At 64.9% G+C, this 22,375-nt stretch carries 18 protein-coding genes; 7 read left to right on the top strand and 11 right to left on the bottom strand.

The window, feature by feature from the left end:
- Positions 1-36: 36 nt before the first annotated feature.
- Positions 37-792 (top strand): hypothetical protein, encoded by a 756-nt coding sequence (locus G570_RS09620; protein WP_218915882.1) that lies wholly within the window; start codon positions 37-39, stop codon positions 790-792.
- A 139-nt stretch (positions 793-931) separates the two neighbouring features.
- A complete protein-coding gene (locus G570_RS09625) occupies positions 932-2,974 on the top strand; it encodes an elongation factor G (protein WP_037501709.1) in 2,043 nt (680 codons plus the stop codon).
- 33 nt (positions 2,975-3,007) lie between these two features.
- Here the strand turns inward: G570_RS09625 and G570_RS09630 are convergent, their stop codons facing one another.
- The gene (locus tag G570_RS09630) at positions 3,008-3,802 is read right to left on the bottom strand and encodes a TIGR01459 family HAD-type hydrolase (protein ID WP_051504251.1); all 795 of its coding nucleotides are present in this window, start codon (positions 3,800-3,802) and stop codon (positions 3,008-3,010) included.
- Between the two features lie 102 nt (positions 3,803-3,904).
- Here G570_RS09630 and G570_RS09635 point away from each other — a divergent pair, with 102 nt between their 5' ends.
- Positions 3,905-5,230, top strand: a complete 1,326-nt coding sequence (locus tag G570_RS09635; protein WP_037501712.1) for a dicarboxylate/amino acid:cation symporter — start codon at positions 3,905-3,907, stop codon at positions 5,228-5,230.
- Here G570_RS09635 and G570_RS09640 read toward each other — a convergent pair.
- On the bottom strand, positions 5,227-6,477 hold the full coding sequence (locus G570_RS09640; protein ID WP_037501714.1) for a M24 family metallopeptidase: 1,251 nt from the start codon (positions 6,475-6,477) through the stop codon (positions 5,227-5,229). The two genes, G570_RS09635 and G570_RS09640, sit on opposite strands and share 4 nt — an antisense overlap.
- A 73-nt stretch (positions 6,478-6,550) precedes the next feature.
- Between G570_RS09640 and G570_RS09645 the strand changes: the two genes are divergently transcribed.
- Positions 6,551-7,786, top strand: coding sequence for a multidrug effflux MFS transporter (locus G570_RS09645; protein ID WP_037504061.1), 1,236 nt, complete (start codon positions 6,551-6,553; stop codon positions 7,784-7,786).
- A gap of 72 nt (positions 7,787-7,858) precedes the next feature.
- Here the strand turns inward: G570_RS09645 and recA are convergent, their stop codons facing one another.
- From recA to dapA, 7 genes are all read right to left on the bottom strand, one after another.
- A complete protein-coding gene (gene recA / locus G570_RS09650) occupies positions 7,859-8,935 on the bottom strand; it encodes a recombinase RecA (protein ID WP_037501716.1) in 1,077 nt (358 codons plus the stop codon).
- Between the two features lie 102 nt (positions 8,936-9,037).
- On the bottom strand, positions 9,038-9,403 hold the full coding sequence (locus G570_RS09655) for a response regulator (protein ID WP_037501719.1): 366 nt from the start codon (positions 9,401-9,403) through the stop codon (positions 9,038-9,040).
- Between the two features lie 38 nt (positions 9,404-9,441).
- Positions 9,442-11,817, bottom strand: coding sequence for a hybrid sensor histidine kinase/response regulator (locus G570_RS09660; protein ID WP_245600330.1), 2,376 nt, complete (start codon positions 11,815-11,817; stop codon positions 9,442-9,444).
- 6 nt (positions 11,818-11,823) lie between these two features.
- On the bottom strand, positions 11,824-13,884 hold the full coding sequence (locus G570_RS09665; RefSeq protein ID WP_037501721.1) for a M13 family metallopeptidase: 2,061 nt from the start codon (positions 13,882-13,884) through the stop codon (positions 11,824-11,826).
- Positions 13,885-13,923: 39 nt separating this feature from the next.
- Positions 13,924-14,481 carry a DUF2062 domain-containing protein gene (locus G570_RS09670; RefSeq protein WP_051504254.1) on the bottom strand — a complete coding sequence of 186 codons (558 nt, stop codon included), beginning with the start codon at positions 14,479-14,481 and terminating at the stop codon, positions 13,924-13,926.
- Positions 14,474-14,956, bottom strand: a complete 483-nt coding sequence (gene smpB, locus G570_RS09675) for an SsrA-binding protein SmpB (protein WP_037501722.1) — start codon at positions 14,954-14,956, stop codon at positions 14,474-14,476. The genes G570_RS09670 and smpB overlap by 8 nt, the downstream gene beginning before the upstream one ends.
- Before the next feature lie 7 nt (positions 14,957-14,963).
- Positions 14,964-15,839, bottom strand: a complete 876-nt coding sequence (dapA, locus tag G570_RS09680; protein ID WP_037501723.1) for a 4-hydroxy-tetrahydrodipicolinate synthase — start codon at positions 15,837-15,839, stop codon at positions 14,964-14,966.
- Positions 15,840-15,923: 84 nt separating this feature from the next.
- Between dapA and G570_RS09685 the strand changes: the two genes are divergently transcribed.
- Entirely contained in the window at positions 15,924-17,903 is a 1,980-nt protein-coding gene (locus G570_RS09685; protein ID WP_051504255.1) for a lytic transglycosylase domain-containing protein, read from the top strand.
- Entirely contained in the window at positions 17,903-18,397 is a 495-nt protein-coding gene (gene greB, locus G570_RS09690; RefSeq protein WP_037501724.1) for a transcription elongation factor GreB, read from the top strand. Before G570_RS09685 ends, greB begins: the two co-directional genes overlap by 1 nt.
- A 7-nt stretch (positions 18,398-18,404) precedes the next feature.
- On the opposite strand, the gene G570_RS09695 is transcribed toward greB, so the two are convergent.
- Both G570_RS09695 and aspS read right to left on the bottom strand, forming a co-directional pair.
- A complete protein-coding gene (locus G570_RS09695) occupies positions 18,405-19,175 on the bottom strand; it encodes a polyphosphate kinase 2 family protein (protein ID WP_084607653.1) in 771 nt (256 codons plus the stop codon).
- Between the two features lie 96 nt (positions 19,176-19,271).
- A complete protein-coding gene (aspS, locus tag G570_RS09700; protein WP_037501726.1) occupies positions 19,272-21,062 on the bottom strand; it encodes an aspartate--tRNA ligase in 1,791 nt (596 codons plus the stop codon).
- Positions 21,063-21,179: 117 nt separating this feature from the next.
- On the opposite strand from aspS, the gene rnd reads away from it, so the two are divergent.
- Positions 21,180-22,349, top strand: a complete 1,170-nt coding sequence (gene rnd / locus G570_RS09705; RefSeq protein ID WP_037501729.1) for a ribonuclease D — start codon at positions 21,180-21,182, stop codon at positions 22,347-22,349.
- Positions 22,350-22,375 lie beyond the last annotated feature (26 nt).

The following is a 22,375-nucleotide window of genomic DNA, read 5'->3' on the forward strand; positions in this document are numbered from 1 at the left end:
GATAGGCGGCGGCAGCCGTCAATGCAGGGGGGGCGCGTGTTGACGAACGACCGGCAAGGCGGACTTGCACGATTTTCGGACCTTCATCGCTGGATGCTGATCCCGATGATCATCATGCAGCTGGGAATCTTCTACGATTATTGGGGCGATTTCAGTGACAACGCCTGGCCGGTCCATATCCATTATTGGACGGCGACGCTTTGGTACCTGTTCCTGATCGTTCAGCCCTACTTCGCCACCCATGGCCAAATGGCGCGTCACCGCACCTACGGTATCATCGGCATGTTCCTGGCTGGAGGCGTCGCGATGACGGCGCTGGCTTCGCTCAATCGCGACATGATCAGCGCGGAACGATCGGCACAGTCACCCGAACAGTTCGGACCGTTCGAGCCGTGGTTTTTCTATGGCGTTGCCGTCATCGAATTCGTGATGATGGCGTCCTTCATCGTCGCCGTCATCCAGGCCATACGCCATCGCAAGTCGCTGGCCGACCACAGCTGGTGGCTTCTCTCGACCGTGTTCATCATCATGATGCCGTCGCTGGGCCGCGGTCTCATCTTTGTCGATGCGGCATTTCTCGGTCGAACGGGACCGGAGGTCGCGACACAGCCTATCTACGCGACGAGCGCCATCATTATCCTGCTGATCCTGTGGGCGGCCCGACGGTATGGCCGGATCAACCATCCCGCGACCTGGCTCGCGATTGGCGTCAACATCCTCAACGTCGCGGTCGAGCCGATCGGTCGCACGCCGTGGATCCAGCATGCCTTGCAAGCGATCATAAAGGCCTGACGACAAACCGTTAGGGGCGCACGGCGCGCCCCCCTTGCATTCTCCCCTCAAGAGTCCGACGGTCGACGTTTGGAGAGCGCCAGCCGCCTCCCGCGCGACTCGCGCCCCCGCCTGAGATCGACGGAGGAAGGAGAGTCGCATGCCTCAATCAGCACAAGGAACCCTATCCAACGGCACGAGGGTCATCGCGCTGGTCGGACCGGCCGGCGCGGGCAAGACCAGTCTCGCCGAGGCGCTGCTGTACGCCAGCGGGACCATCGACCGGCAAGGGTCGGTCGCCAGCGGATCGAGCATCGGCGACAGCAGCGCGGAGGCGCGCCAGCGCGGCGGCTCAACCGAAACCAATCTCCTCCATTTCAGCTACCTCGGCGACAAGTTCGCGATCATCGATGCGCCCGGTTCGGTCGGGTTCGCGGCCGATGCGGCGCGCGGTATCGCGGTCGCCGACGTCGCCATCGTCGTGGTCGATCCCGATCCGGCCCGTGCGGCGCTCGCCGCCCCGGCGCTCAGGACGCTCGACGAGCTTGGCATCCCCCACCTCATTTTCGTCAACCGCATCGACCAGGCGCATGGCCAGATCCGCGACCTGCTGACGGCGCTGCAGCCGATGAGCGTATCGCCGCTGATCGCCCGCCAGATCCCGATCCGCGAAGGCGACAAGATTACCGGCTTCGTCGATCTGGCGCTGGAGCGCGCCTTCCATTACGAGCCGGGCAAGCCATCGACGCAAATCGACATTCCCGCCGACCTCGCCGACCGCGAGGCGAGCGAGCGCACCCATATGCTGGAGCAGCTGGCCGACCATGACGACAAGCTGCTCGAACAATTGCTGATGGACGAAACGCCCGAAGCCGGGACGATCTTCGCCGACCTGGCGCATGAGACCGCCGACAACCTAGGCGTGTCGGTGCTGTTCGGCTCGGCGCACAATGGCTGGGGCGTGCGGCGGCTTCTGAAGGCGCTGCGTCACGAAGCGCCGGGGCCGGACGCGACCGCAGCCCGGCTGGGCGTCGATGCCCCTGCCCTCCATGCCTTCAAAATCTATCACGGCGGGTCGGTCGGCCGCCTCGCCTACGCCCGCGCGCTTGGCGGGTCGATCAGGGAAGGTAGCGATTACAAGAGCAGCGGGGGCGACCATGGCCGGCTCGGCGCGCTGTTCGGCGTGCAAGGCGACAAGACCATCAAGACCAGCGAAGCCGCCAACGGCGACATCGTCGCCGCGGCCAAGGTAGACGCGGTGCGTTCAGGCGAATGGCTCGGCGCGGGCAAGCTGCCGCCCCCGGTCGACGTGGGCCATGTCAGCCGCAATTGCGCGCTGGCGATCGAACCGGCCGATCGCAAGGACGATGTGAAGCTGTCGGGCGCGCTTGCACGCCTGATCGAGGAAGACAGCAGCCTGCTCCTCGAACATGACGAGGCGGCGCATGAAATCCGCCTCAAAGGCGTCAACGACGAACATCTCAAGACCACGCTGGCCAAGCTGAAGCGCCGTTACGGCGTCGAGGTGAAGCATCGCGCGCCGACGATAGGTTACCGCGAAAGCATCCGCCGCCCGGTGACCCAGCACGGCCGCCACAAGAAGCAGTCGGGTGGGCACGGCCAGTTCGGCGACGTCATCATCGAGGTCGCGCCGCGGGGTCGCGGCGAAGGCTTCGCGTTCGGCGAGCGCATTCATGGCGGCTCGGTCCCGCGCCAATATATCCCGGCGGTCGAGGACGGGGTGAAGGAAGCGATGGCCAAGGGCCCGCTCGGTTTCCCCGTGGTCGACGTCGGGGTGACGCTGACCGACGGCAGCTATCATAGCGTCGACAGCAGCGAACTGGCGTTCCGGCTGGCGGGGCGCCTCGCGATGCAGGAAGCGTTGGCCGCCGCGCAGCCGCACCTGCTCGAGCCGGTGCACAAGCTGACCATCGTCACGCCGTCGGCTGCGACCAGTCGTGCCTCGTCGGCTGTTGCGGGCCGGCGCGGACAGATGCTGGGCATGGGCCCGCGCGACGGCTGGACGGGATGGGATCGGATCGAAGCGCTGATCCCTGAAGCGGAGCTCGACGGGCTGGAGGCGGAACTGAGATCCTTGAGCCAGGGCCTTGCGACCTACGAGGCCGAGTTCGACCATCTGGCCGAACTCAACGGCACGCTGGCCGACAAGGTGGTGAAACAGCGGGTGTCGGAACCCGCCTGAGGAGCGCACGACGCGCGGAGGGGAGCGCGGCCGCTAGAGCGTTTCGACGCACATCAGCGGCCGCCACCCCGGCGCGCCATGCTCTTCCCCGAAATCCTCCGGAAAGGGTTCGCCGGCATGGATGCCGCCCTGCACGAAAATGGCGGCGAAGCCCTGTGCGATCGCGCCAGCCATGTCGTTGCGCAGGCTGTCGCCGACCATGACGACGGTGTCGCGTGGCGGATTGCCGGCAAGGGCCAGGGCCGTATCGTAGATCGGCAGATGCGGCTTGCCATACCATGCCACGCGCCCGCCCATGGCTTCATATCGGTCGGCCAGCGCGCCCGGACACACGAAGCGTTCGCCGAGGTGGACCACGACCCGGTCGGGATTGAGGCAGTGGAACAGGACGTCGCGGTCGAGCCAGTCGTGCATGGCCGCTTCATAATCGTCGACCGAATGGTGCCATTCGTTGAGACCGGCCGCGGCCAGTTCGGTCCAGCCCGTATCGACCATCCGGACGCCGCGCACCTCCAGATCGGCCCGATCTTCGTCGGTGCCGAGGAAGCCGACGGGGCGCACAGGGTCGGTGAGCGCACGGATGCCGGCTTCGCCGCTCGACGTCACCGCGTGGAAGCTTTCGCGTGCAAGTCCCTTGGAAAGAAGGGCGCGTTCGACCCGTTCGGCCGGACGCGGCGCGTTGGTGACGAGCACCACCCGCCGTCCCTCGCCCGTCCAGCGCTCGAGGCGCTCGCGGACGCCGGGAAATAGCGCACCGCCCCCGTGCAGGACGCCCCAAACATCGCACAGGATGGTGGTGTAATGCGGATCGAGATCGTCGAGGGTCATGCTGGGCCAACTGCCCGCCCGGGCGCCCGGTTGCAAGCACCTCGCCTTGACCTCGCCTGCCCGAGCGGCTTGGGTGGTGCAAACGATAACCGGAGGGGCGCTTTGGCCAAGAAACTTACCCGCTACATCCTGTTTGCGCTGGTGCTGGGCGTCATCGCGGGTTGGGCGATCAATGCGTCGATCGACAATGGCACGCCCGAAAGCGCGGCGCAGCTGAAGCAGATCGCCGAATATCTTGGCATCATCACCACCCTGTTCCTGCGCCTCATCAAGATGATCATCGCGCCGCTGGTGTTCGCGACGCTGGTAGCGGGGATCGCGCATATGGGCGACACGGCGGCGCTCGGCCGCGTCGGCGCCAAGAGCCTGGCATGGTTCGTCGGCGCGACCATCGTGTCGCTGACGCTGGGGCTGGTGCTGGTCAATACGCTGCAGCCGGGCGTCGGCCTCGACCTTGCCCTTCCGCCGGTCGACGCAGCCAGCGGCATCGAAAAGAGCGCGTTCACGCTGAAGGAGTTTATCACCCACGTCGTGCCGTCGTCCGCGTTCGACGCCATGGCGAAGAATGAAATCCTGCAGATCGTCGTTTTCTCGATCTTCTTCGGCGTTGCGCTGACCGCGGTCGGCGACAAGGGCAAGCCGATCGTGGCGGGCGTCGAATCGCTGGTCCACGTCATGCTGCAGGTGACCGATTATGTGATGCGCGCCGCCCCGGTCGCGGTGTTCGCCGCGGTTACCGCCGCCATCGCCGAACAGGGCCCGGACATCATCCTGACCTTCGGCAAGTTCGTCGGCAGCTTCTACCTTGGCCTGCTGATCCTGTGGGCCTTGCTGATCGGTGCGGCGTTCCTGATCGTGGGCAAGCGCGCGAGCCATCTGGTGCGCTACATTCGCGACCCGATTGTGCTGGCGTTCTCGACCGCCTCGTCGGAAGCCGCCTATCCGCGCACACTGGAAGCGCTCGACCGCTTCGGCGTCCCGCCCCGCATCGCCAGCTTCGTTCTGCCGCTGGGCTATTCGTTCAACCTCGACGGGTCGATGATGTACATGACCTTCGCGACGATCTTCATCGCGCAGGCCTATGGCATCGACCTCAGCCTGACGCAGGAAATCACCATGCTGCTGGTGCTGATGATCACCAGCAAGGGCATGGCCGGGGTACCGCGCGCCAGCCTGGTGGTCATCGCCGCGACGATGGGAATGTTCAATATCCCCGAGGCCGGGCTGCTGCTGATCCTTGCGGTCGACCATTTCCTCGACATGGGCCGCAGCGCGACCAACGTCGTCGGCAATGCGGTCGCATCGGTCGCGGTGGCGAAGTGGGAAGGCACGCTCGACCCGATAGAGCCGGCCGACATCGAGCCGCCGCACGCGCCGAGCCATATGCCGCCGCTGCCCCCGGGCGCGGAAGATTCGCTGAAGCGCTAGACCGGCTGGTCGATGCTTTTCGGCGGCTCGCTGAAATAGCGCGGGCCGTTTGCGGTGATGTGGAAGCAGTCTTCGAGGCGAATGCCGAACTGGCCCGGGATGTAGATGCCGGGTTCGTTGGAAAAGCACATGCCGATGTCGAGCGGCGTCGTTTCGCCATGGACGAGGTTGACGGGCTCATGCCCTTCCATGCCGATGCCGTGGCCGGTGCGGTGCGACAGGCCGGGCAGCTTGTAACCCGGGCCGTAACCCCATGACGTGTAGGCAGCGCGGACGGCATCGTCGACGCTGCCCGCCGGGGCACCCACCTGCGCCGCCTTCATCGCGATCTTCTGGCCCATCGCCATCTGGTCCCACACCTTGCGCTGATGCGGCGTGGGGTCCGCGCCCCAGACGAAGCTGCGGGAAATGTCGGACTGGTAGCCGTGGACGGAGCAGCCGCAGTCGAACAGGACGTTGCTGCCCTTTGCCACGACCTGCGGCTTGTGGCTGCCATGGGGATAGGCGGTCGCTTCGCCGACTAGCACCAGCCCGCTGTCATAATCGCCCCCGAGCGCGCGATGCGCTGCGCCGATCAACGCGTCGATGTCGCCGGGGCTCATGCCCGCCTTCACCCGCGGCCAGGCGTGGCGGAAGGCAGCAATGGTGATGTCTGAAGCCGCCTGCATCAGCGCGAGTTCCGCCGCCGTCTTGCGCATGCGCGTGGCGCGCACGACCGGATTGGCGCTGACGATGCGGGCGGCGGGCATTTGCCGGGACAGTCGATCCTGGATCCAGAAGCGGTTGGTTTCCTCCATGGCGATCGAATGGCCGTCGACCTTACGTTCGCGCAGGAAATCGGCGACCAGTTTCAGCGGCTCCTCGTCCTCGTTCCATGTGCGGATTTCGGCGGGGATGTTGAGGCTTTCGCTCACCGACGGCTTCTCGAAGAAGGGGGTGACGATGATCGGATCGCCCTCGACCGGGATGACGGCAGCCGTGAGCCGTTCCGAGCGCCACCACTGGACGCCGGTGAGATAGTCGAGGCTCGGTCCGGCCTCGACCAGCACGGACCCGATGTTGTTCGCCGCCATCAGTTTGCGGACACGCGCCAGTCGGTCGAGCCGCTCCGCCGTGCCGATCGGTGGCGGCAACGTCATGGGCGTCAGGTCGCCCGCTTCGGCAATGGCGGCGCGGGCGATGCCGGTGAGGCTGACTGCGGTCATGGCGGCGGTTCCGGCGAGGAAATGACGGCGGGTTGCGTGCATGGCGATGGCCCCGTTGATCGAAAATGCGCCTCGCCTTGTTGCATGCCCCGCCTCGATAGGCCAGCAGGCGGAGATGCACGCGCCCAATGCCCCGGCGACGCGGCTCGGCCCGCGCGAAATCATCGTCCTGCTCGCCGGACTAATGGCGCTCAACAGCTTCGCCATCGACGCGATGCTGCCTGCCCTGCCCGATATCGGTCGCGATTTGGGGATCAGCGAGGAAAATCGGCGGCAGCTGGTGATTGTCGCCTATATGTTCGGCTTCGGCTCTACCCAGCTGATTTGGGGACCGCTGGCCGACCGCTTCGGACGTAAACCGATCCTGCTCAGCGGAATGGCGCTCTACGTCGCCTTCGCCCTGCTGTGCGGCATGGCGACGAGCTTCGAGTTGCTGGTCGCCGCGCGCTTCGCGATGGGCGCATCGTCGGCGGTGACGCGCGTGCTGGTGACCGCGATGGTCCGCGACCTGTTTGAAGGCGAGGAAATGGCGCGGATCATGAGCCTGACCTTCATGGTCTTCATGCTGATGCCGATGATCGCGCCGACGCTAGGCCAGGGCATTTTGCTGATCGGGACTTGGCGACTGATCTTCGCCTTCCTGGCCGGATGGGCATTTGTGGCCGGGCTGTGGGCGATGTGGCGACTGCCCGAGACGCTCCACCCCGAATATCGGCGATCGCTTGATATTCGTGAAATCGGAAAGGCGGTGCGTCGCGCGCTGACCGATCGGCTGAGCCTCGGCTACACGCTGGCGATGACCGCGACGTTCGGCGCGCTGGTCGCCTATATCGCCACGATCCAGCAGATCATCGGTGAAACGTTCGGACGCCCGGACGCCATCGGCTGGACCTTCGCGGCGATTGCCGTGCCGATGGCGATCGGCAGCTTCACCAACGCCAGCATCGTCCGTCGCTTCGGCGTCCGCGCGGTCTCGCACTGGGGCACCGTCGCCTTCCTGTCGCTGGCGCTCATTCACGCCGGAGTCGCGACGTTCATCGGCGAATCGCTCATCGCCTTCGTCGTGATGCAGGCGCTGACCAACGGGATGCTCGCCTTTACCTCGGCCAATTTTTCGACCTTGGCGATGAGCCGGATGGCGGATGTCGCGGGGACGGCATCATCGGTACAGGGCGTGATGGGAACAGTGCTGGGTGCACTGCTCGGCCTGGTCATCGGCCAGGCTTACGACGGCAGCGAACGCCCGTTCCTGTGGGGCATGGCCGCCAGCGCGGCGTTGGCGCTTTTCATCCTGCTGGTCGTCGAACGCGGGCGGTTGTTCGCCCGGCCCGATCGCGCCGCCAGCGCCTGACCTTCACGCGCGACCAAAGAAAAGGGGCGCCGGAGAACCGGCGCCCGCTGGGGAGTGATCGAAGACGAAGATTTATTCGGCGTCGTCGTCGGCCGACGGACCGACCATCAACGCTTCGCCCACCTCGTCCTTCTTGCCGCGGACCGAATTTTCGATACGCAGCGCAATCTCGGGATTTTCCTTGAGGTAGGTCTTGGCGTTCTCGCGGCCCTGCCCGATGCGGATCGAGTCGAAGCTGAACCATGCGCCCGATTTTTCCACAATCCCGGCCTTGACGCCGAGATCGAGGATTTCACCGACCTTGCTGACGCCTTCGCCGTACATGATGTCGAATTCGACCTGCTTGAACGGCGGCGCGACCTTGTTCTTGACGACCTTCACCCGGGTGGTGTTGCCGACGATATCGTCGCGATCCTTGATCTGCCCGGTGCGACGGATGTCGAGGCGCACGCTGGCGTAGAATTTCAGCGCATTGCCGCCGGTGGTGGTTTCCGGATTGCCGTACATCACGCCGATCTTCATGCGGACCTGGTTGATGAAGATCACCATGGTCTTCGAACGGCTGATCGAGCCGGTGAGCTTGCGCAGCGCCTGGCTCATCAGGCGAGCTTGCAGGCCGACGTGGCTGTCGCCCATCTCGCCTTCGATTTCGGCCCGCGGGACGAGCGCGGCGACCGAATCGACCACCAGCACGTCGATCGCATTCGACCGCACCAGCGTATCGACGATTTCGAGCGCCTGTTCGCCGGTATCGGGCTGCGACACGATGAGCTCGTCGATGTCGACGCCAAGCTTCTTGGCATAGACCGGGTCGAGCGCATGTTCGGCGTCGACGAAGGCCGCGGTCCCGCCATTCTTCTGCGCTTCGGCGATCGCGTGCAGCGCCAGCGTCGTCTTGCCCGAGCTTTCCGGTCCGTAGATTTCGATGATGCGGCCACGCGGCAGGCCGCCGACGCCGAGCGCGATGTCGAGCCCCAGCGAGCCGGTCGAAATCGTCTCGATCTCGATCTTCTCACGGCTGCCGAGCTTCATCGCGCTGCCCTTGCCGAACGCGCGGTCAATCTGCGCGAGCGCTGCTTCCAAAGCCTTTTGACGATCCGTGTTCACACCATCTCCACTGGTTCCGACGACTTTCAGCTGCGCTGCCATGGTCCTGTTCCCTTCGTCAATCGGGAGCCGAGCTTCCCCCTTGAATGACCAAGGCGTATCCTATTTGTTCCATGAGAACAAGAGGAGAACTTCTGCGAAATTTCAGGCGGCCGCGCCATCCAGGACTTCGGCGATCTTCGCGCTGACACGGTCGATCGTATAGGGCTTGTCGATCATCGGCGAATCGACGAATTCGGCCGGCGGGCGATCGACGAAGCCGCCGCTGGCCAGGATGAAGCTGATCCCCTGCTCCTTGAGCGCCGTGGCTACCGGCCACACGCTGTCGCCCTTCAAATTGACATCGAGAATCGCGAGGTCGAATCCACCCTGCTGCGCGTGCGCGCAGGCCGACGGCACGTCTTCGCAGATCGCAACCACCTCATGACCCAGCGACGAGAGGAAGTCCTCCAGCATCATCGCAATCAGCGGTTCGTCCTCGACGACCAAAATTTTACGCGGGCTACCCATGGCGACTGAATAAGCGCACGCGTTAAACCTGTGAAGAATTATTTCGCAGCGAGAACCTTCCGTACCGCTTCGGCCAATTCCTGCACCGAAAAGGGCTTGGGAAGGAAGGCGACGTTGGCGATGTCTATCGACTTGCGCAGCTGTTCCTCGGCATAGCCGGACATGAACAGGATCGGGATGTCAGGACGGGTCTTGCGCGCTTCGCGAACCATCGTCGGGCCATCCATCAGCGGCATGACCACGTCCGAAATCATCAGCGCGATCTCGTCGCCGCGGTCGATGACCTCAAGCGCTTCCTCGCCATTGGTGGCCGTCAGCACGGTATAGCCGTGCCGGGTGAGTGCCCGTTCGGCGACCGTTCGCACCATCGGCTCATCCTCGACCAGCAAAATGGTGCCGGTGCCCCACAGCTCGTTTTCGGGTTCCGGTACCCGGGCCTTGGGCGCTCTGGCCTCGGGATCCTCCTCGACGCGGTGGACCGGCAGGTAGATGGTAAAGCGCGTGCCGTCCCCCACCTTGCTGTCGGCGAAGATGTAGCCGCCGGACTGTTTGACGATGCCGTAGACGGTGGAGAGCCCGAGACCCGTTCCCTTGCCCACCTCCTTGGTGGTGAAGAATGGCTCGAACACCTTGCCGAGGATGCTGGGCGGGATGCCGCTTCCGGTGTCGCTGATCGAGATGGCGGAATAATCGGCCACGGGCAGGATTTCGCTGCCGAGGTCGGCAACCTGTTCGGCGCGAACCGCATAGGTGTGGATGGTCAGCGTGCCGCCGCCCTTTGCGGCCATGGCGTCGCGGGCATTGACGGCAAGGTTGACGATCACCTGTTCGAGCTGGCCCGGGTCGGCGCGGACCGAGCCGAGATCGCGCCCGTGCTTGACCACCAGTTCGACGGTCTCGCCGAGCAGGCGCTTCAGCAGGTGCGACACTTCGCTGACCACGTCGGGCAGCTGCAGCACCTGCGGCCGCAGCGTCTGCTGGCGCGAGAAGGCCAGCAGCTGGCGGGTCAGGCCGGCCGCACGGTTCGAGTTGGACTTGATCTGCTGGATATCGTCATAGTCGCTGTCGCCCGGCGTATGGCGCATCAGCATCAGGTCGCAATGGCCGATGATGGCGGTCAGGATGTTGTTGAAGTCGTGCGCGACGCCGCCGGCCAGCTGGCCCACGGCCTGCATCTTGGTCGCCTGCGCGATCTGCCGCTTGAGCTTGGCTTCCTCGCTATTGTCCTTGAGCAGGAGCAGCACGGCCGCTTCGCCGAGACCGCGCAGTCCGGCGACGGTCAGTGCCACCGGTTCGCCAGGTTGATGTTTCAGTCGCACCGGCAAATCGGCCGAGGTCGCGGGTCCGCGAACGCTGCGGCGAACAGAATCCGCGACGGCGGCCTTGTCTTCCTTGACGACCAGGTCGCCGGGGTATGACGGCATATCGCCGCCCCCAATTCCGCCGGCCGTCCGGAAGGTCTTGTTCATGGTCAGGAAGCGCCCGTCTCGGTCGACCAGCGCCAGCCCGATCGGCAGCATTTCCAGCAGCACCTGGACGTTGGAGGAGGTCGCGACCCCCGCGCCTTCCTGCGCCTCAAACAGCAACAGCGTGCCCGCGCCGGCGTCGGCTGCGGGATCGAGCGGGACGTGGACGCCGCGCAGCGCCCTTGCGCCCTCCCCTTCCGAAAGCAGTCGCAACGTGCCGTCTTCATTGGTCGCGACCATATCGGTAAAGCGCGGCGGTTCGGATCCCGGCCGGATATGGCCGAGTGCCCGGTCCGCGAATAGCTTGTTCGCCGCCAGCAGGCGCCCCTCGCCGTCGATCAGCACCGCCAGCACGCCAGCTGCCGCCAGCCGCTCGCCGGTCGCACCGGCGACGCGCTGGGCCGCGATCGTCAGGAAATCGGGCTGGTCGGCTTCGTCGAACCGCCACAGCAGCATGTCGCCGCGGGCGCCCGACCGTCGTACCCGGACGCGAAAACTCTTGCCGCCATGGTCCCAGCCGTCGCTGTCCGCTTCGCCGTCACGCCACGCATCGTCGCGCAGCCGCTCGATCGCCTGGCCGCCGGTCGCCGCGACCGCCTCGTCGCCGAATGCGGCGCGATAGGCAGGATTGACCGACAGCAGGACGCCCAGCCGATCGGTCAGGGCGGTCGCCGCATCGGCCATTCCGATCGACGCGCCGATCAGCGACAGGTCGGGAAGATAGACGGTCTCCGTCTCGACCGCCTTGGTGCCGCGCCGGTCGATGACGAACGCCGCGACCAGCATCGCCACGAACCCGGCGACGAACAGGCCGCCGTAGATCGGTTCACCAAGGATGAAGAAGAGCACTGCCCCGCTTGCCGCGGCCGCCGCGACCAGCGCCGGCACCAGCCAGCGCCAGCCCTTGTCGAGCGGCTCTTGGTCAAGCGAGGTCAGTTGCTCGTACAGCACTCCTTACCAGATACGCACCCGCTGCGTCGGCGCAAGATAAAGCTTCTGGCCGGGCTCGACGTTGTACGCCTTGTACCACTGGTCGAAGTTGCGGACGACCGACACGCGCTGTTCGGACGGCGAGTGCGGATCGGTCAGCAGGCGCTGGCGAAGATTGGCTTCGCGATAATTGCGCCGCCAGACCTGCGCCCAGCCGAGGTAGAAGCGCTGGTCGCCGGTCGTGCCGTCGATCACCGGCGCAGGCTGGCCGCCGAGCGAATGGACATAGGCGTCATAGGCTGCCGATAGGCCCGCAAGATCGCCGATGTTTTCGCCCATGGTGAAAGCGCCGTTGACGTGCGCACCCGGGAACACTTCGTAGGCGTCATATTGCGCGCCGAGCGCCTTGGTCGCTTCCTGGAACGCCTTCACATCTTCCGGCGTCCACCAGTCGCTGAGACGGCCGTATTCGTCATATTTCGAACCCTGGTCGTCGAAGTGGTGGCTGATTTCGTGGCCGATGACCGCGCCGATGCCGCCATAGTTGATCGCCGGGTCGGCATTGGGGTCGAAGAAGGGCGGCTGGAGGATCGCAGCTGGGAAGACGATCTCGTGCATGCCGAAGTTGGCGTATGCGTTGATCGTCATCGGGGTCATGCCCCATTCCCAGCGACGGATCGGCCCGCCGAGGCGGCTGACGCTGTCCTCATGGCCCCATTCGGCCGCCCGCATCGCGTTGCCCAGCGGATCGCCGCCGACGATGTTCAGCGCCGAATAGTTGTGCCACTGGTCGGGATAGCCGATCTTGGTCACGAAATTGGCCAGCTTGGCGCGGGCGCGAACCTTGGTTTCCGGCTTCATCCAGGTCAGCTGGTCGATACGGCGGCCCATCGCCGCCACGACATTCTTCACCAGCGCGTCAGCTGCCGCCTTGGTTTCCGGCGGATAATAACGCTGGACGTAGATCTTGCTGACGTCATCGGCCAGCGCACCGACGGTGAAGTTGACCGCACGCTTCCAGCGGGCTTCCTGCTGCGGCGTCCCCGACAGCGCGGTGCCGTAGAAGCTGAACGATTCCGCGTCGAACTTCGACGGCAGGACCGACGCATATTGGTCGAGCGAGCGGACCAGCAACTGATCCTTGAGCACGCCCAGCGGGGCCGCCTTGACCAGCTTGGCGATCCCGGTGATCGCCGACGGCTGCGCCACGTTCACCTCGGGCGCATTGATGCCCATGACCTTCAGCATGGTCGCGAAGTCATAACCAGGCGCCGACTGCTGCAGCTTGGCGAAGGACATAAGGTTGTAGGTCTTGGTCGCGTCGCGGCTGTCGACCTTGTTCCAATGCGCCTTCGCAATGCCGGTTTCGAAGTCGAGGATCGCCTTGGCACGGGCAGCCGCATTTGCCTCGCCCGCGAGCGTCAGGACGTTGGTCAGGTGTTGCAGATACTTGCCGCGCACATCGACGATCTTCGGATCGGTCGACAGATAATAGTCGCGGTCGGGCATGCCGATGCCCGATTGGAACAGGCCGGTTACATAGCGGTCCGGATTCTTGTCGTCCTGACCGACATAGAAGCCGAACGGCGAGCCGATGCCGATGCGGTCGGCGCGGCCGTAAAGGTCGGCGAGGCCGGCCTTGCTCTTGAGCCCGCGCACCTGGCTCAGCCAGGGTTCGAACGGCGCGAGGCCCTTGGCGTCGATCGACGCGGTGTCGAGGTAGCTGTTGTAGGCGAGGCCGATCTTGCTCGACGGGTCTTTGGCCATGTCCTCGATGATGGTGCGGGTCCGCTCCTTCGACAGGTCGTCGAGGACGGTGAACATGCCGTAGTTGGACTTGTCCGCGGGGATCGCAGTTTCCTTGGCCCAGGTGCCGTTGGCATATTGATAGAAATTGTCGCCAGGGCTGACGCTGGCGTCCATGCCGGCCTTGTCGAAGCCGAAGGTGCCGTACGTCGGCTTGGGGGCTTCGGGCGCCGGGGCGGGCGCTTCGGCGACGGCCGGTGCGACCGGCTCGGGCGCCGGGCTGGTGGCGCAGCCCGCCAGCATCGTGGTCGCAGCAAGAAGGCTCAGATATTTCCGCATATTGTCATCTCCCCTGACAAGAAACTGGGACGTAATTTTTCAGTCCACGCGCCCGTAGCGCTGACGCCATTTGCGGCCGACCCACCAGCGCCATCCGACAAGCGACACGATATAGCCGACCAACGCCAGCCCGAGCCCGATCATGAACAGACCGCTGACCAGCGCTGGCGCTGCGTCGGACAGCAACCAGCCCAGCCATGCGCCGATGCTGGCGTGGCTCTCGCTCAGCCGGGCGTAGGCGTCGAGGTCGGCATGGAAGCCCATGCGGTTGCCGATACCGATGGCGGCGATCAGAAAGAATGGCGTCGTCGCCGGGTTGGACAGGAACGTCATGGCGGCGGCGATCGGGATGTTGCCGCGCATCGGCATGCACAGCAGCGCAGCGCCGACGATCTGCAGCCCCGGGATCATCAGAAAAATGCCGACGAACAGGCCCGCGAATACGCCGCGCGGCACGGACCGGCGCGTGAAGCGCCACAGGTCGGATCGACGCACCCGATGGCCGAACGGGCGCAGCCAGCGGCTTTCCATCACCTCCTCGCGCGTCGGCGCGTGGCGGTCCATGAACCGGGTCCAGAAATTCGCTTCTTTAGCCATGCTGTCTCAAGAGGCGGCCCTGTTCCCGCTTCCAATCCCTTTCCTTGATGCTTTCGCGCTTGTCGTGCGCCTTCTTGCCCTTGGCCAGCGCCAGTTCGACCTTCGCCTTACCCGCCCCGTTAAAGTAAATCGACAAGGGAATGAGGGTGAGACCCTGGCGGGTGATAGCGCCCTGCAGCTTGGAAATTTCGCGCTTCTTAAGCAGCAGCCGCCGCTTGCGCCGCGGCTCGTGGTTCATCCAGCTGCCCTTGGCATATTGCGGGATGTTGGAATTGACGAGGAACACCTCCTCGTCCTCGACCATCGCATAGCTTTCGGCGATCGATCCTTCGCCGGTGCGAAGCGATTTCACCTCGGTGCCCTGAAGCTCGATCCCCACTTCGAACTTTTCCTCGACGAAATATTCGTAATAGGCGCGCCGGTTGTCGGCGACGACCTTCACCTTGTCGAACGTCTTGATCGCGCCCTTGCTCACGTCGGCCTCAGATCAGCCCGGCATGGGCTAGCGCGGCGTCGATCGTCCGCTTTGCCGCCTCGGACGGCCCGACCAGCGGGAGGCGCAGGTCGGTGGGAAAAAACGGGCGCAACCGGTTGAGCGCATATTTTGCCGGTCCCGGGGATGAATCGGCGAACATCGCCATGTGCAGCGGATAGAGCCGGTCCTGCAACTCGATCGCCTCTTCCATCCGGCCTTCGCGCATCGCACGCTGGAAATCGGCACAGAGCCGCGGCGCAACATTGGCCGTAACCGAGATACACCCGACACCGCCCATGGCGTTGAACCCCAGTGCGCTATTGTCCTCGCCCGACAACTGGCAAAAGTCGGGACCGCAGGCGAGGCGCTGGGCCGTCACGCGGCCAAGATCGCCGGTCGCATCCTTGATCCCGACAATAGTCGGCAATTTCGCGAGCTCGCCGAGCGTGGCGACGTCGATGCTGACCACGGTCCGTCCCGGCACGTTGTAAACGACGATCGGCAGGTCGGTCTCATTTGCGATTGCGGTGAAGTGCGCCATCAAGCCGGCCTGGCTGGGCTTGTTGTAGTAAGGCACGACGACCAGGGCGGCAGCCGCCCCGGCGGCCTTGGCGGCGTGAACGTGGGCGATGGCGGTGGCGGTGTCGTTTGACCCGCATCCGGCGATCACCGGGACGCGACCGGCTGCCGCTTCGACCGCGACCGCGAACAGGCGGTGCTGCTCGTCGCTGCTCAGCGTCGCGACTTCGCCCGTGGTGCCGCAAGGAACGATCGCATCGGTCCCTTCCTGGATCTGCCAGTCGATGAAATCGCGGAATATCGCTTCATCGACTCGGTTCGCCGCAAATGGCGTCACCAGCGCGGGTATCGAGCCAAAAAACATGTTCTATTCCTTCCCGGGAACCCGACCGCCAGCTTTTCTATTGGGATCGGGCGATGTTCAGGTGCTGATAAGGACTGGGGTGGCATGATGTCCAGCATGAGGAAGATCAGTATTTTTGTCCCTCTGCTTCTGGCGAGCACAACCGCTGCTTCCGGCCAGACCATCCAGTTGCCGCAAGGACCGACCGCGTCCGCCCTCCCCGCCAGTTCCAGCCAGATCGATTGGGCCATTTCGGACTGGCGCCGGCTGCGGTCGAGCGACGGATATGCGTTCGCCGACTATGCCCGCTTCGTCACCGCCAACCCCGGCTGGCCGGGCGAGAACGGCCTGCGCAAGGCAGCGGAGAAGCAGCTCCGGACCGGTGAAAATCCACGCACCGTGATCGACTTCTTCGCCGCCAAAAAACCGGAAAGCGGTAACGGCTGGGCGAGGCTCGCGGAATCCTATGCCGCCCTCGGGCGCCCTGCAGACGCAGCTTCAGCGCTGCGAGAGGCGTGGGGATCGGGTGATCTCAGCGCCTACGACGAGCAGGCGCTGTTCGGGCGCTTCGCCAACCAGCTGACCAGCGCGGATCACGACCGGCGCGTCGACGCGCTGCTGTTCGCCAAGAAGATCGACGATGCCCAGCGCATGCTGGCGTGGAGCAGCGCTGCCCGGCGTCCAACCTTCACCGCCCGCATTGCCCTTTATCGCCGCGCTTCCGACGGCGAAGCGCAATATCGTGCGGTCGCCGGACAGGTCGCGACCGACGCCGGACTGTTGATGGATCGGCTGCGCTATCTGCGCGATGCCGGCGACGATGCCGGCGCCCGCTGGCTGGCGGCCCGACCGCACCAGTTCACCTACAAGCCCGCCGACCCTGAGCGCTGGTACGACATGCTGGTCCTGCTGTCGAAGAGTGCGGTCGACGCGCGCGACTACCAGGCGGCCTACGACATCGCTCGCCAGGTCGACGACGCGTTCGCGCCCGGGACCGAAATCAGCGGCCAGAGCTATGCCGTCCGCGACGATTATACGACGCTGACCTGGACCGCTGCGACCGCCGCCTTCGAACGGCTCAACCGCCCCGCCGATGCGATGGTGTTGTTCGACAAATATGCCAAGGGCGGCAAGTCGCTGCAGGTCGCGACCAAGGGTTGGTACTGGGCGGGTCGCGCCGCCATCGCCGCCCGCAACTATCCGGAATCGACCGCGCATTTCGAAAAGGCCGCGGCCACGCCCGAACTCTTCTATGGCCAGCTGGCGCTTGAAAGGCTGGGGCGCATCGTCCCCGCTCCTGCCGGCACGCCGTCGCTGCTGGTGACGGACGCCCAGCGCAAGGCGTTTTACGACAACCGCCTGGTCCGGGCGACGCGGCAGCTGGGGCAGCAAGGCCGCTACAGCGAGCAAAGCCAGTTCGTCCGCGCCCTGTCGGAAAGCCTGAGCAGCGACGCCGACCGGCTGCTGGCGACCGAACTTGCGACCTACATCTACCGTCCGGACCTGTCGGTGTGGACGGCGCGGTCTGCGCGCAATAACGGCAGCGCCTTCTACTACCGGGCGGCTTTCCCGACCCATTCGGGCAATCTGCCGTCCGGCCGCTTATGGTCGGTCGTCCATGGCATCACGCGGCAGGAATCGAGCTTCGATAAGGCCATCGTCAGCCACGCCGGCGCGCGCGGAATGATGCAGCTCATGCCGGGAACGGCCAGCGAGCAGGCGAGCAAATCGGGCCTAGGCTATGATTTTTCGCGCCTGACCAGCGACCCCAATTACAACGTCATGCTGGGCAGCGCCTATTTCCAGCGGTTGCTCGCGATTTACGACGGCAGCTATCCACTGGCGATCGCCGCCTACAACGCCGGGCCGGGCAACGTCCGCAAGTGGATCAACGCCTATGGCGATCCGCGGGGAAACGTCGACATCGTTAGCTGGATCGAGAGGATTCCGTTCATGGAAACGCGCGGCTATGTCCAGCGCGTGCTCGAAAATACCGTCGTCTACGATCGGCTGAACCCGACGCTGCCGGGGCCGCAGCCGGTCCACATCAGCGCCTATCTGGGCAAGAGCGGTCGTCCCGGCTGATGAGCGAGGAAGGCGGCCGCCCGCCGCGGTTCATCACGCCATCGGGCTTCGCGAGGATCCGCGCGGAATATGAGCAATTGTTCGGGGTCGAGCGACCCAAGCTGGTCGACACCATCGCCTGGGCCGCTGGCAACGGCGACCGGTCGGAAAATGGCGACTATATCTACGGCCGCAAGCGATTGCGTGAGATCGACCGTCGGCTGTCCTACCTCGCCAAGGTGATGAAGCAGGCCAAGGTGGTCGACCCTTCACGGCAGGAACAACGCGACACGGTACGGTTCGGCGCGACCATCGAACTGGCCGACGAGGATGACGAGCGGCGGATCCTGACGCTTGTCGGAGAGGACGAGGCCGACGCAAGCGCCGGACAGATCAGCTGGGTCGCACCGATCGCACGCGCCTTCGTCGGGGCGCGGGTCGGCGACGAGCGCACTGTGCGACTGCCGGCGGGCGAAAAAAGCTATGAGGTGATGGCGATCCGTTACCCCGGCTGATCGGGGTTCAGCCCGCGCGGCTGTGGCGGAAAGGGATCACCGTCTCCCCATCCGCAGGGGGCGAGGTCGGCATCGCCTTTTCCAGCGCCGCAGCGAGCACGTCGAGCGATTGGATACTGGCACCAGCTTCGTCATTGCCATTGACGACCGTCCACGGCGCCCAGCGAGTGTCGGTCTGGGCGAAAATATCGTCGATGATGGCGATCAGGTCGTCGCGTCGGCTCATCGCCTCGGCCGCGCCCGGCGACAGCAGGTGGTGCATCCACGGATCCGATTGCCGTTCGCGCATCACCGCCGCTTGGCGGTCGGCGGTCATGTGGAAGAATAGTTTGACGATCAGCGTGCCATGATCGCGCTGTTGCGCTTCGAATTCGTTGATCTCGTCGCAGGCGCGGGCGAACTGCTTGTCGTCGAGTTTGCCGTCGAGGCGCATCTCGGCGATCCGCCGGTACCAGCTTGGATAGAAAATGGCGGTGTTACCGGCACCCGGGAGGTTGGCCCAGTAAGGCGCCAGCCAGTGACGATCCGAATCGTGGTTTGCCGTGCGGCCAACGCAGACCGTGTCCACGTTGCACGGGTCCCAGCTGCCGACCATCCGGCGAAGGGCGGTCTTCTTGCCAGACCCCACCCAGCCTTCGAGGATGATGATCACTCGCCGCCGATTGACGATCTGGCTCAGCTGCGACTGGGCAAGGCGAAGCCGCAGCGACCGCAAAGTCGCCTCGGCGTCACCAGCGAATGGCGCCCCCCATTCAAATCGCGTTAACGACGTCGGCACCGTTGCTGGTTAACCGAAGGCGGAACGCGCTTCAACCGCCCTCATCGCCAGGGTCAAGCGAATGCGTCCCGTTGTGGCACGGAGGCCGCGGGCCGCTTACGCCTTCTTCGGCTCGTTGTCGGCGACAACGCGGATCGACAGTTCGCGAAGCTGCTTCATCGTCACCGGTGCCGGCGCGTTCATCAGCAGGTCTTCGGCCTTCTGGTTCATCGGGAAGACGATGACTTCGCGGATGTTCGGTTCGTCGGCCAGCAGCATGACAATGCGGTCGATGCCCGGCGCCGAGCCGCCGTGCGGCGGCGCGCCGTACTTGAACGCGCCGATCATGCCCGGGAAATTCTCGTCGACCTGCTCCTTGGTGTAACCGGCGATTTCGAACGCCTTGTACATGATATCCGGGCGGTGGTTACGGATCGCGCCGGAGGACAGTTCGACGCCGTTGCAGACGATGTCATACTGCCACGCGAGGATGTCGAGCGGGTTCTTATTTTCCAGCGCTTCCATCCCGCCCTGCGGCATTGAGAAGGGGTTGTGGCTGAAGTCGACCTTCTTGTTGTCCTCGTCATATTCGAACATCGGGAAGTCGACGATCCAGCAGAAGCGGAACGCGCCTTCTTCGATCAGGCCCAGCTGATCGGCGACGCGGGTGCGGGCCAGCCCGGCGAGCTTCGCCGCCTGCGCTTCCGGACCGGCGGCGAAGAAGATGCCGTCGTCCGGGCCGATGCCGAGCTGTTCGGCGATCTTGTCCATGCCTTCGGTGCCGTGGTTCTTGGCGATGGGGCCGCCCCACTCGCCGCCCTTGCGGGTGGCGTAGCCGAGGCCGGCGAAGCCTTCGCCGCGCGCCCAGTCGTTCATGTCGTCGAAGAACTTGCGGCTTTTCTCGGCCGTGCCCGGCGCGGCGACCGCGCGGACTACCATGCCCTTTTCGACCATGCCGGCAAACAGGCCGAACCCCGAACCGACGAAGTGCTGTCCGACATCATGGACGATCAGCGGGTTGCGAAGGTCGGGCTTGTCGCTGCCATATTTCAGCATCGCCTCACGGTACGGGATGCGCGGATATTCGCCTGCGGGCGTGACGTATTTTTCGCCCGCGAATTCGGCGAACACGCCCGACAGCACCGGTTCGATCGCCGCGAAGACATCGTCCTGCGTGACAAAGCTCATTTCGAAGTCGAGCTGGTAGAATTCGCCCGGGCTACGGTCGGCGCGGGCGTCTTCGTCGCGGAAGCAGGGCGCGATCTGGAAATAGCGGTCAAAGCCCGCGACCATCAGCAGCTGCTTGAACATCTGCGGTGCCTGCGGCAGCGCGTAGAACTTGCCCGGATGGACGCGGCTGGGGACGAGATAGTCGCGCGCGCCTTCGGGCGACGACGCGGTCAGGATCGGCGTCTGGAACTCGGTGAAGCCCTGGTCGATCATCCGGCGACGGATCGAGCTGATGACCTTCGAGCGCAGAATGATGTTCGAGTGCAGCCGCTCGCGGCGCAGGTCGAGATAGCGATACTTGAGGCGGATTTCTTCCGGATAGTCCTGCTCGCCCGCCACCGGCATCGGGAGCTCGTCGGCCTTCGACTGGATTTCGACACTACGCGCGAACACTTCGATGTCGCCGGTCGGCAGCTTGGCGTTGGTGGTGCCTGCCGCGCGCGCTTTCACGTCGCCTTCGATGGTCACCACACTCTCGACTCGCAGCGATTCGAGGATCGGCAGCGCCGGGCTGTCGCTGTCGCAGACGATCTGGGTCAGGCCATAATGGTCGCGCAGGTCGACGAACAGCACGCCGCCATGGTCGCGCTTGCGGTGGATCCAGCCCGACAATTTGACGGTGGACCCGACGTCGCTGGAGCGAAGGTCGGCGCAGGTATGGGTGCGGTAGGCGTGCATGGGTGATGGCTCGTCGGACAAAAGTTGCTGCGATGCGGAAAAAATTCGCGCCGCCGCTTCGCCTCTAGCCTATCCCTTTGTCAAGGCGCATGGTTCCCGCTAAGGCCCCCGCGACACATGAAAATCCATCCGCTAATTACGTCGACCGACGACCTGACCGCCCTGATCTCCCGTCTTTCCACGCACGACTTCGTCGCGGTGGACACAGAGTTCATGCGCGAGAACACCTATTGGCCCGAACTGTGCCTGATCCAGATCGCATCGCCCGAAGAAGCCGCGGCGATCGATCCCAAGGCCGACGGCATCGACCTTGCGCCGCTACTCGACCTGCTGGTCGACAATGACGCTGTGCTGAAGGTTTTCCACGCCGGCGGGCAGGACCTGGAGATCATTCACAACCTGTCGGGCAAGGTCCCCTTTCCGCTGTTCGACACGCAGATCGCGGCGATGGCCTTGGGCTATGGCGAGCAGGTCGGCTATTCCTCGCTGGTCGAAAGCATGTTGGGGCACAGCCTCGACAAGGGCGCGCGCTTCACCGACTGGTCGCGCCGCCCGCTCGACAAGCGCCAGATCGACTATGCCATCGCCGACGTGACCCATCTGTCGGAAATCTTTCCCAAGCTGGTGAAGAAGCTGATCAAGACCGGACGCGGCGACTGGCTGGATGACGAGATGGAGCGGCTCGCCGATCCGTCGAGCTTCGCCTTCCCGCCCGAAGATGCCTGGAAGCGGTTGAAGCTGCCGAGCCGGAATCCGGCGGTGCTGGGTCGCCTGAAAGCCTTGGCCGGCTGGCGCGAGACCGAAGCGCGGCAGAAGAATTTGCCGCGCGGCCGCATCGTCAAGGACGACACGCTGAACGACCTCGCCGCTCATCCGCCCAGGACGCAGGACGATCTCGGCAAGGTTCGCGGCCTCTCGTCGGGATGGCGGAGCAACGATATCGGCGGGCGCATGATGGCCGCGCTGGAAAAGGCGCAGCCGCTGTCGGACGAGGACCTGCCGAGCCGCGAACCGCGCCGTCCGGGCCTGACCAAGGACGCGGCATTGGTCAGCGACCTGCTGAAGCTGCTGCTCAAGATCCGCGCCAAGGAAGCCGGCGTCGCCGCCCGCCTGATCGCCCGCTCCGACGACCTAGAAGCGTTGGCTGCCGGGGTCCGGGGCAATTTGCCGATCCTCAATGGCTGGCGCTTCGAGGAATTCGGCCGCGACGCGCTCGATCTCGTCGAAGGCCGCCTCGGCTTCGCGACCGAGAACGGCAAGCTCAAGATGAGCCGCATCGCCGACTGATCCCGCTCCGGCGTTCAGGAACCCGT

This window comes from Sphingomonas jaspsi DSM 18422 (assembly GCF_000585415.1).
GTDB lineage: Bacteria > Pseudomonadota > Alphaproteobacteria > Sphingomonadales > Sphingomonadaceae > Sphingomicrobium > Sphingomicrobium jaspsi.

Coding starts and splice junctions, on each gene's coding strand:
- G570_RS09670 (WP_051504254.1), bottom strand. CDS start 14,481: ATGGCTAAAGAAGCGAATTTCTGGACCCGGTTCATGGACCGCCACGCG.
- greB (WP_037501724.1), top strand. CDS start 17,903: ATGAGCGAGGAAGGCGGCCGCCCGCCGCGGTTCATCACGCCATCGGGC.
- aspS (WP_037501726.1), bottom strand. CDS start 21,062: ATGCACGCCTACCGCACCCATACCTGCGCCGACCTTCGCTCCAGCGAC.
- dapA (WP_037501723.1), bottom strand. CDS start 15,839: ATGTTTTTTGGCTCGATACCCGCGCTGGTGACGCCATTTGCGGCGAAC.
- G570_RS09625 (WP_037501709.1), top strand. CDS start 932: ATGCCTCAATCAGCACAAGGAACCCTATCCAACGGCACGAGGGTCATC.
- G570_RS09640 (WP_037501714.1), bottom strand. CDS start 6,477: ATGCACGCAACCCGCCGTCATTTCCTCGCCGGAACCGCCGCCATGACC.
- G570_RS09645 (WP_037504061.1), top strand. CDS start 6,551: ATGCACGCGCCCAATGCCCCGGCGACGCGGCTCGGCCCGCGCGAAATC.
- recA (WP_037501716.1), bottom strand. CDS start 8,935: ATGGCAGCGCAGCTGAAAGTCGTCGGAACCAGTGGAGATGGTGTGAAC.
- G570_RS09630 (WP_051504251.1), bottom strand. CDS start 3,802: ATGACCCTCGACGATCTCGATCCGCATTACACCACCATCCTGTGCGAT.
- G570_RS09655 (WP_037501719.1), bottom strand. CDS start 9,403: ATGGGTAGCCCGCGTAAAATTTTGGTCGTCGAGGACGAACCGCTGATT.
- G570_RS09665 (WP_037501721.1), bottom strand. CDS start 13,884: ATGCGGAAATATCTGAGCCTTCTTGCTGCGACCACGATGCTGGCGGGC.
- G570_RS09685 (WP_051504255.1), top strand. CDS start 15,924: ATGATGTCCAGCATGAGGAAGATCAGTATTTTTGTCCCTCTGCTTCTG.
- rnd (WP_037501729.1), top strand. CDS start 21,180: ATGAAAATCCATCCGCTAATTACGTCGACCGACGACCTGACCGCCCTG.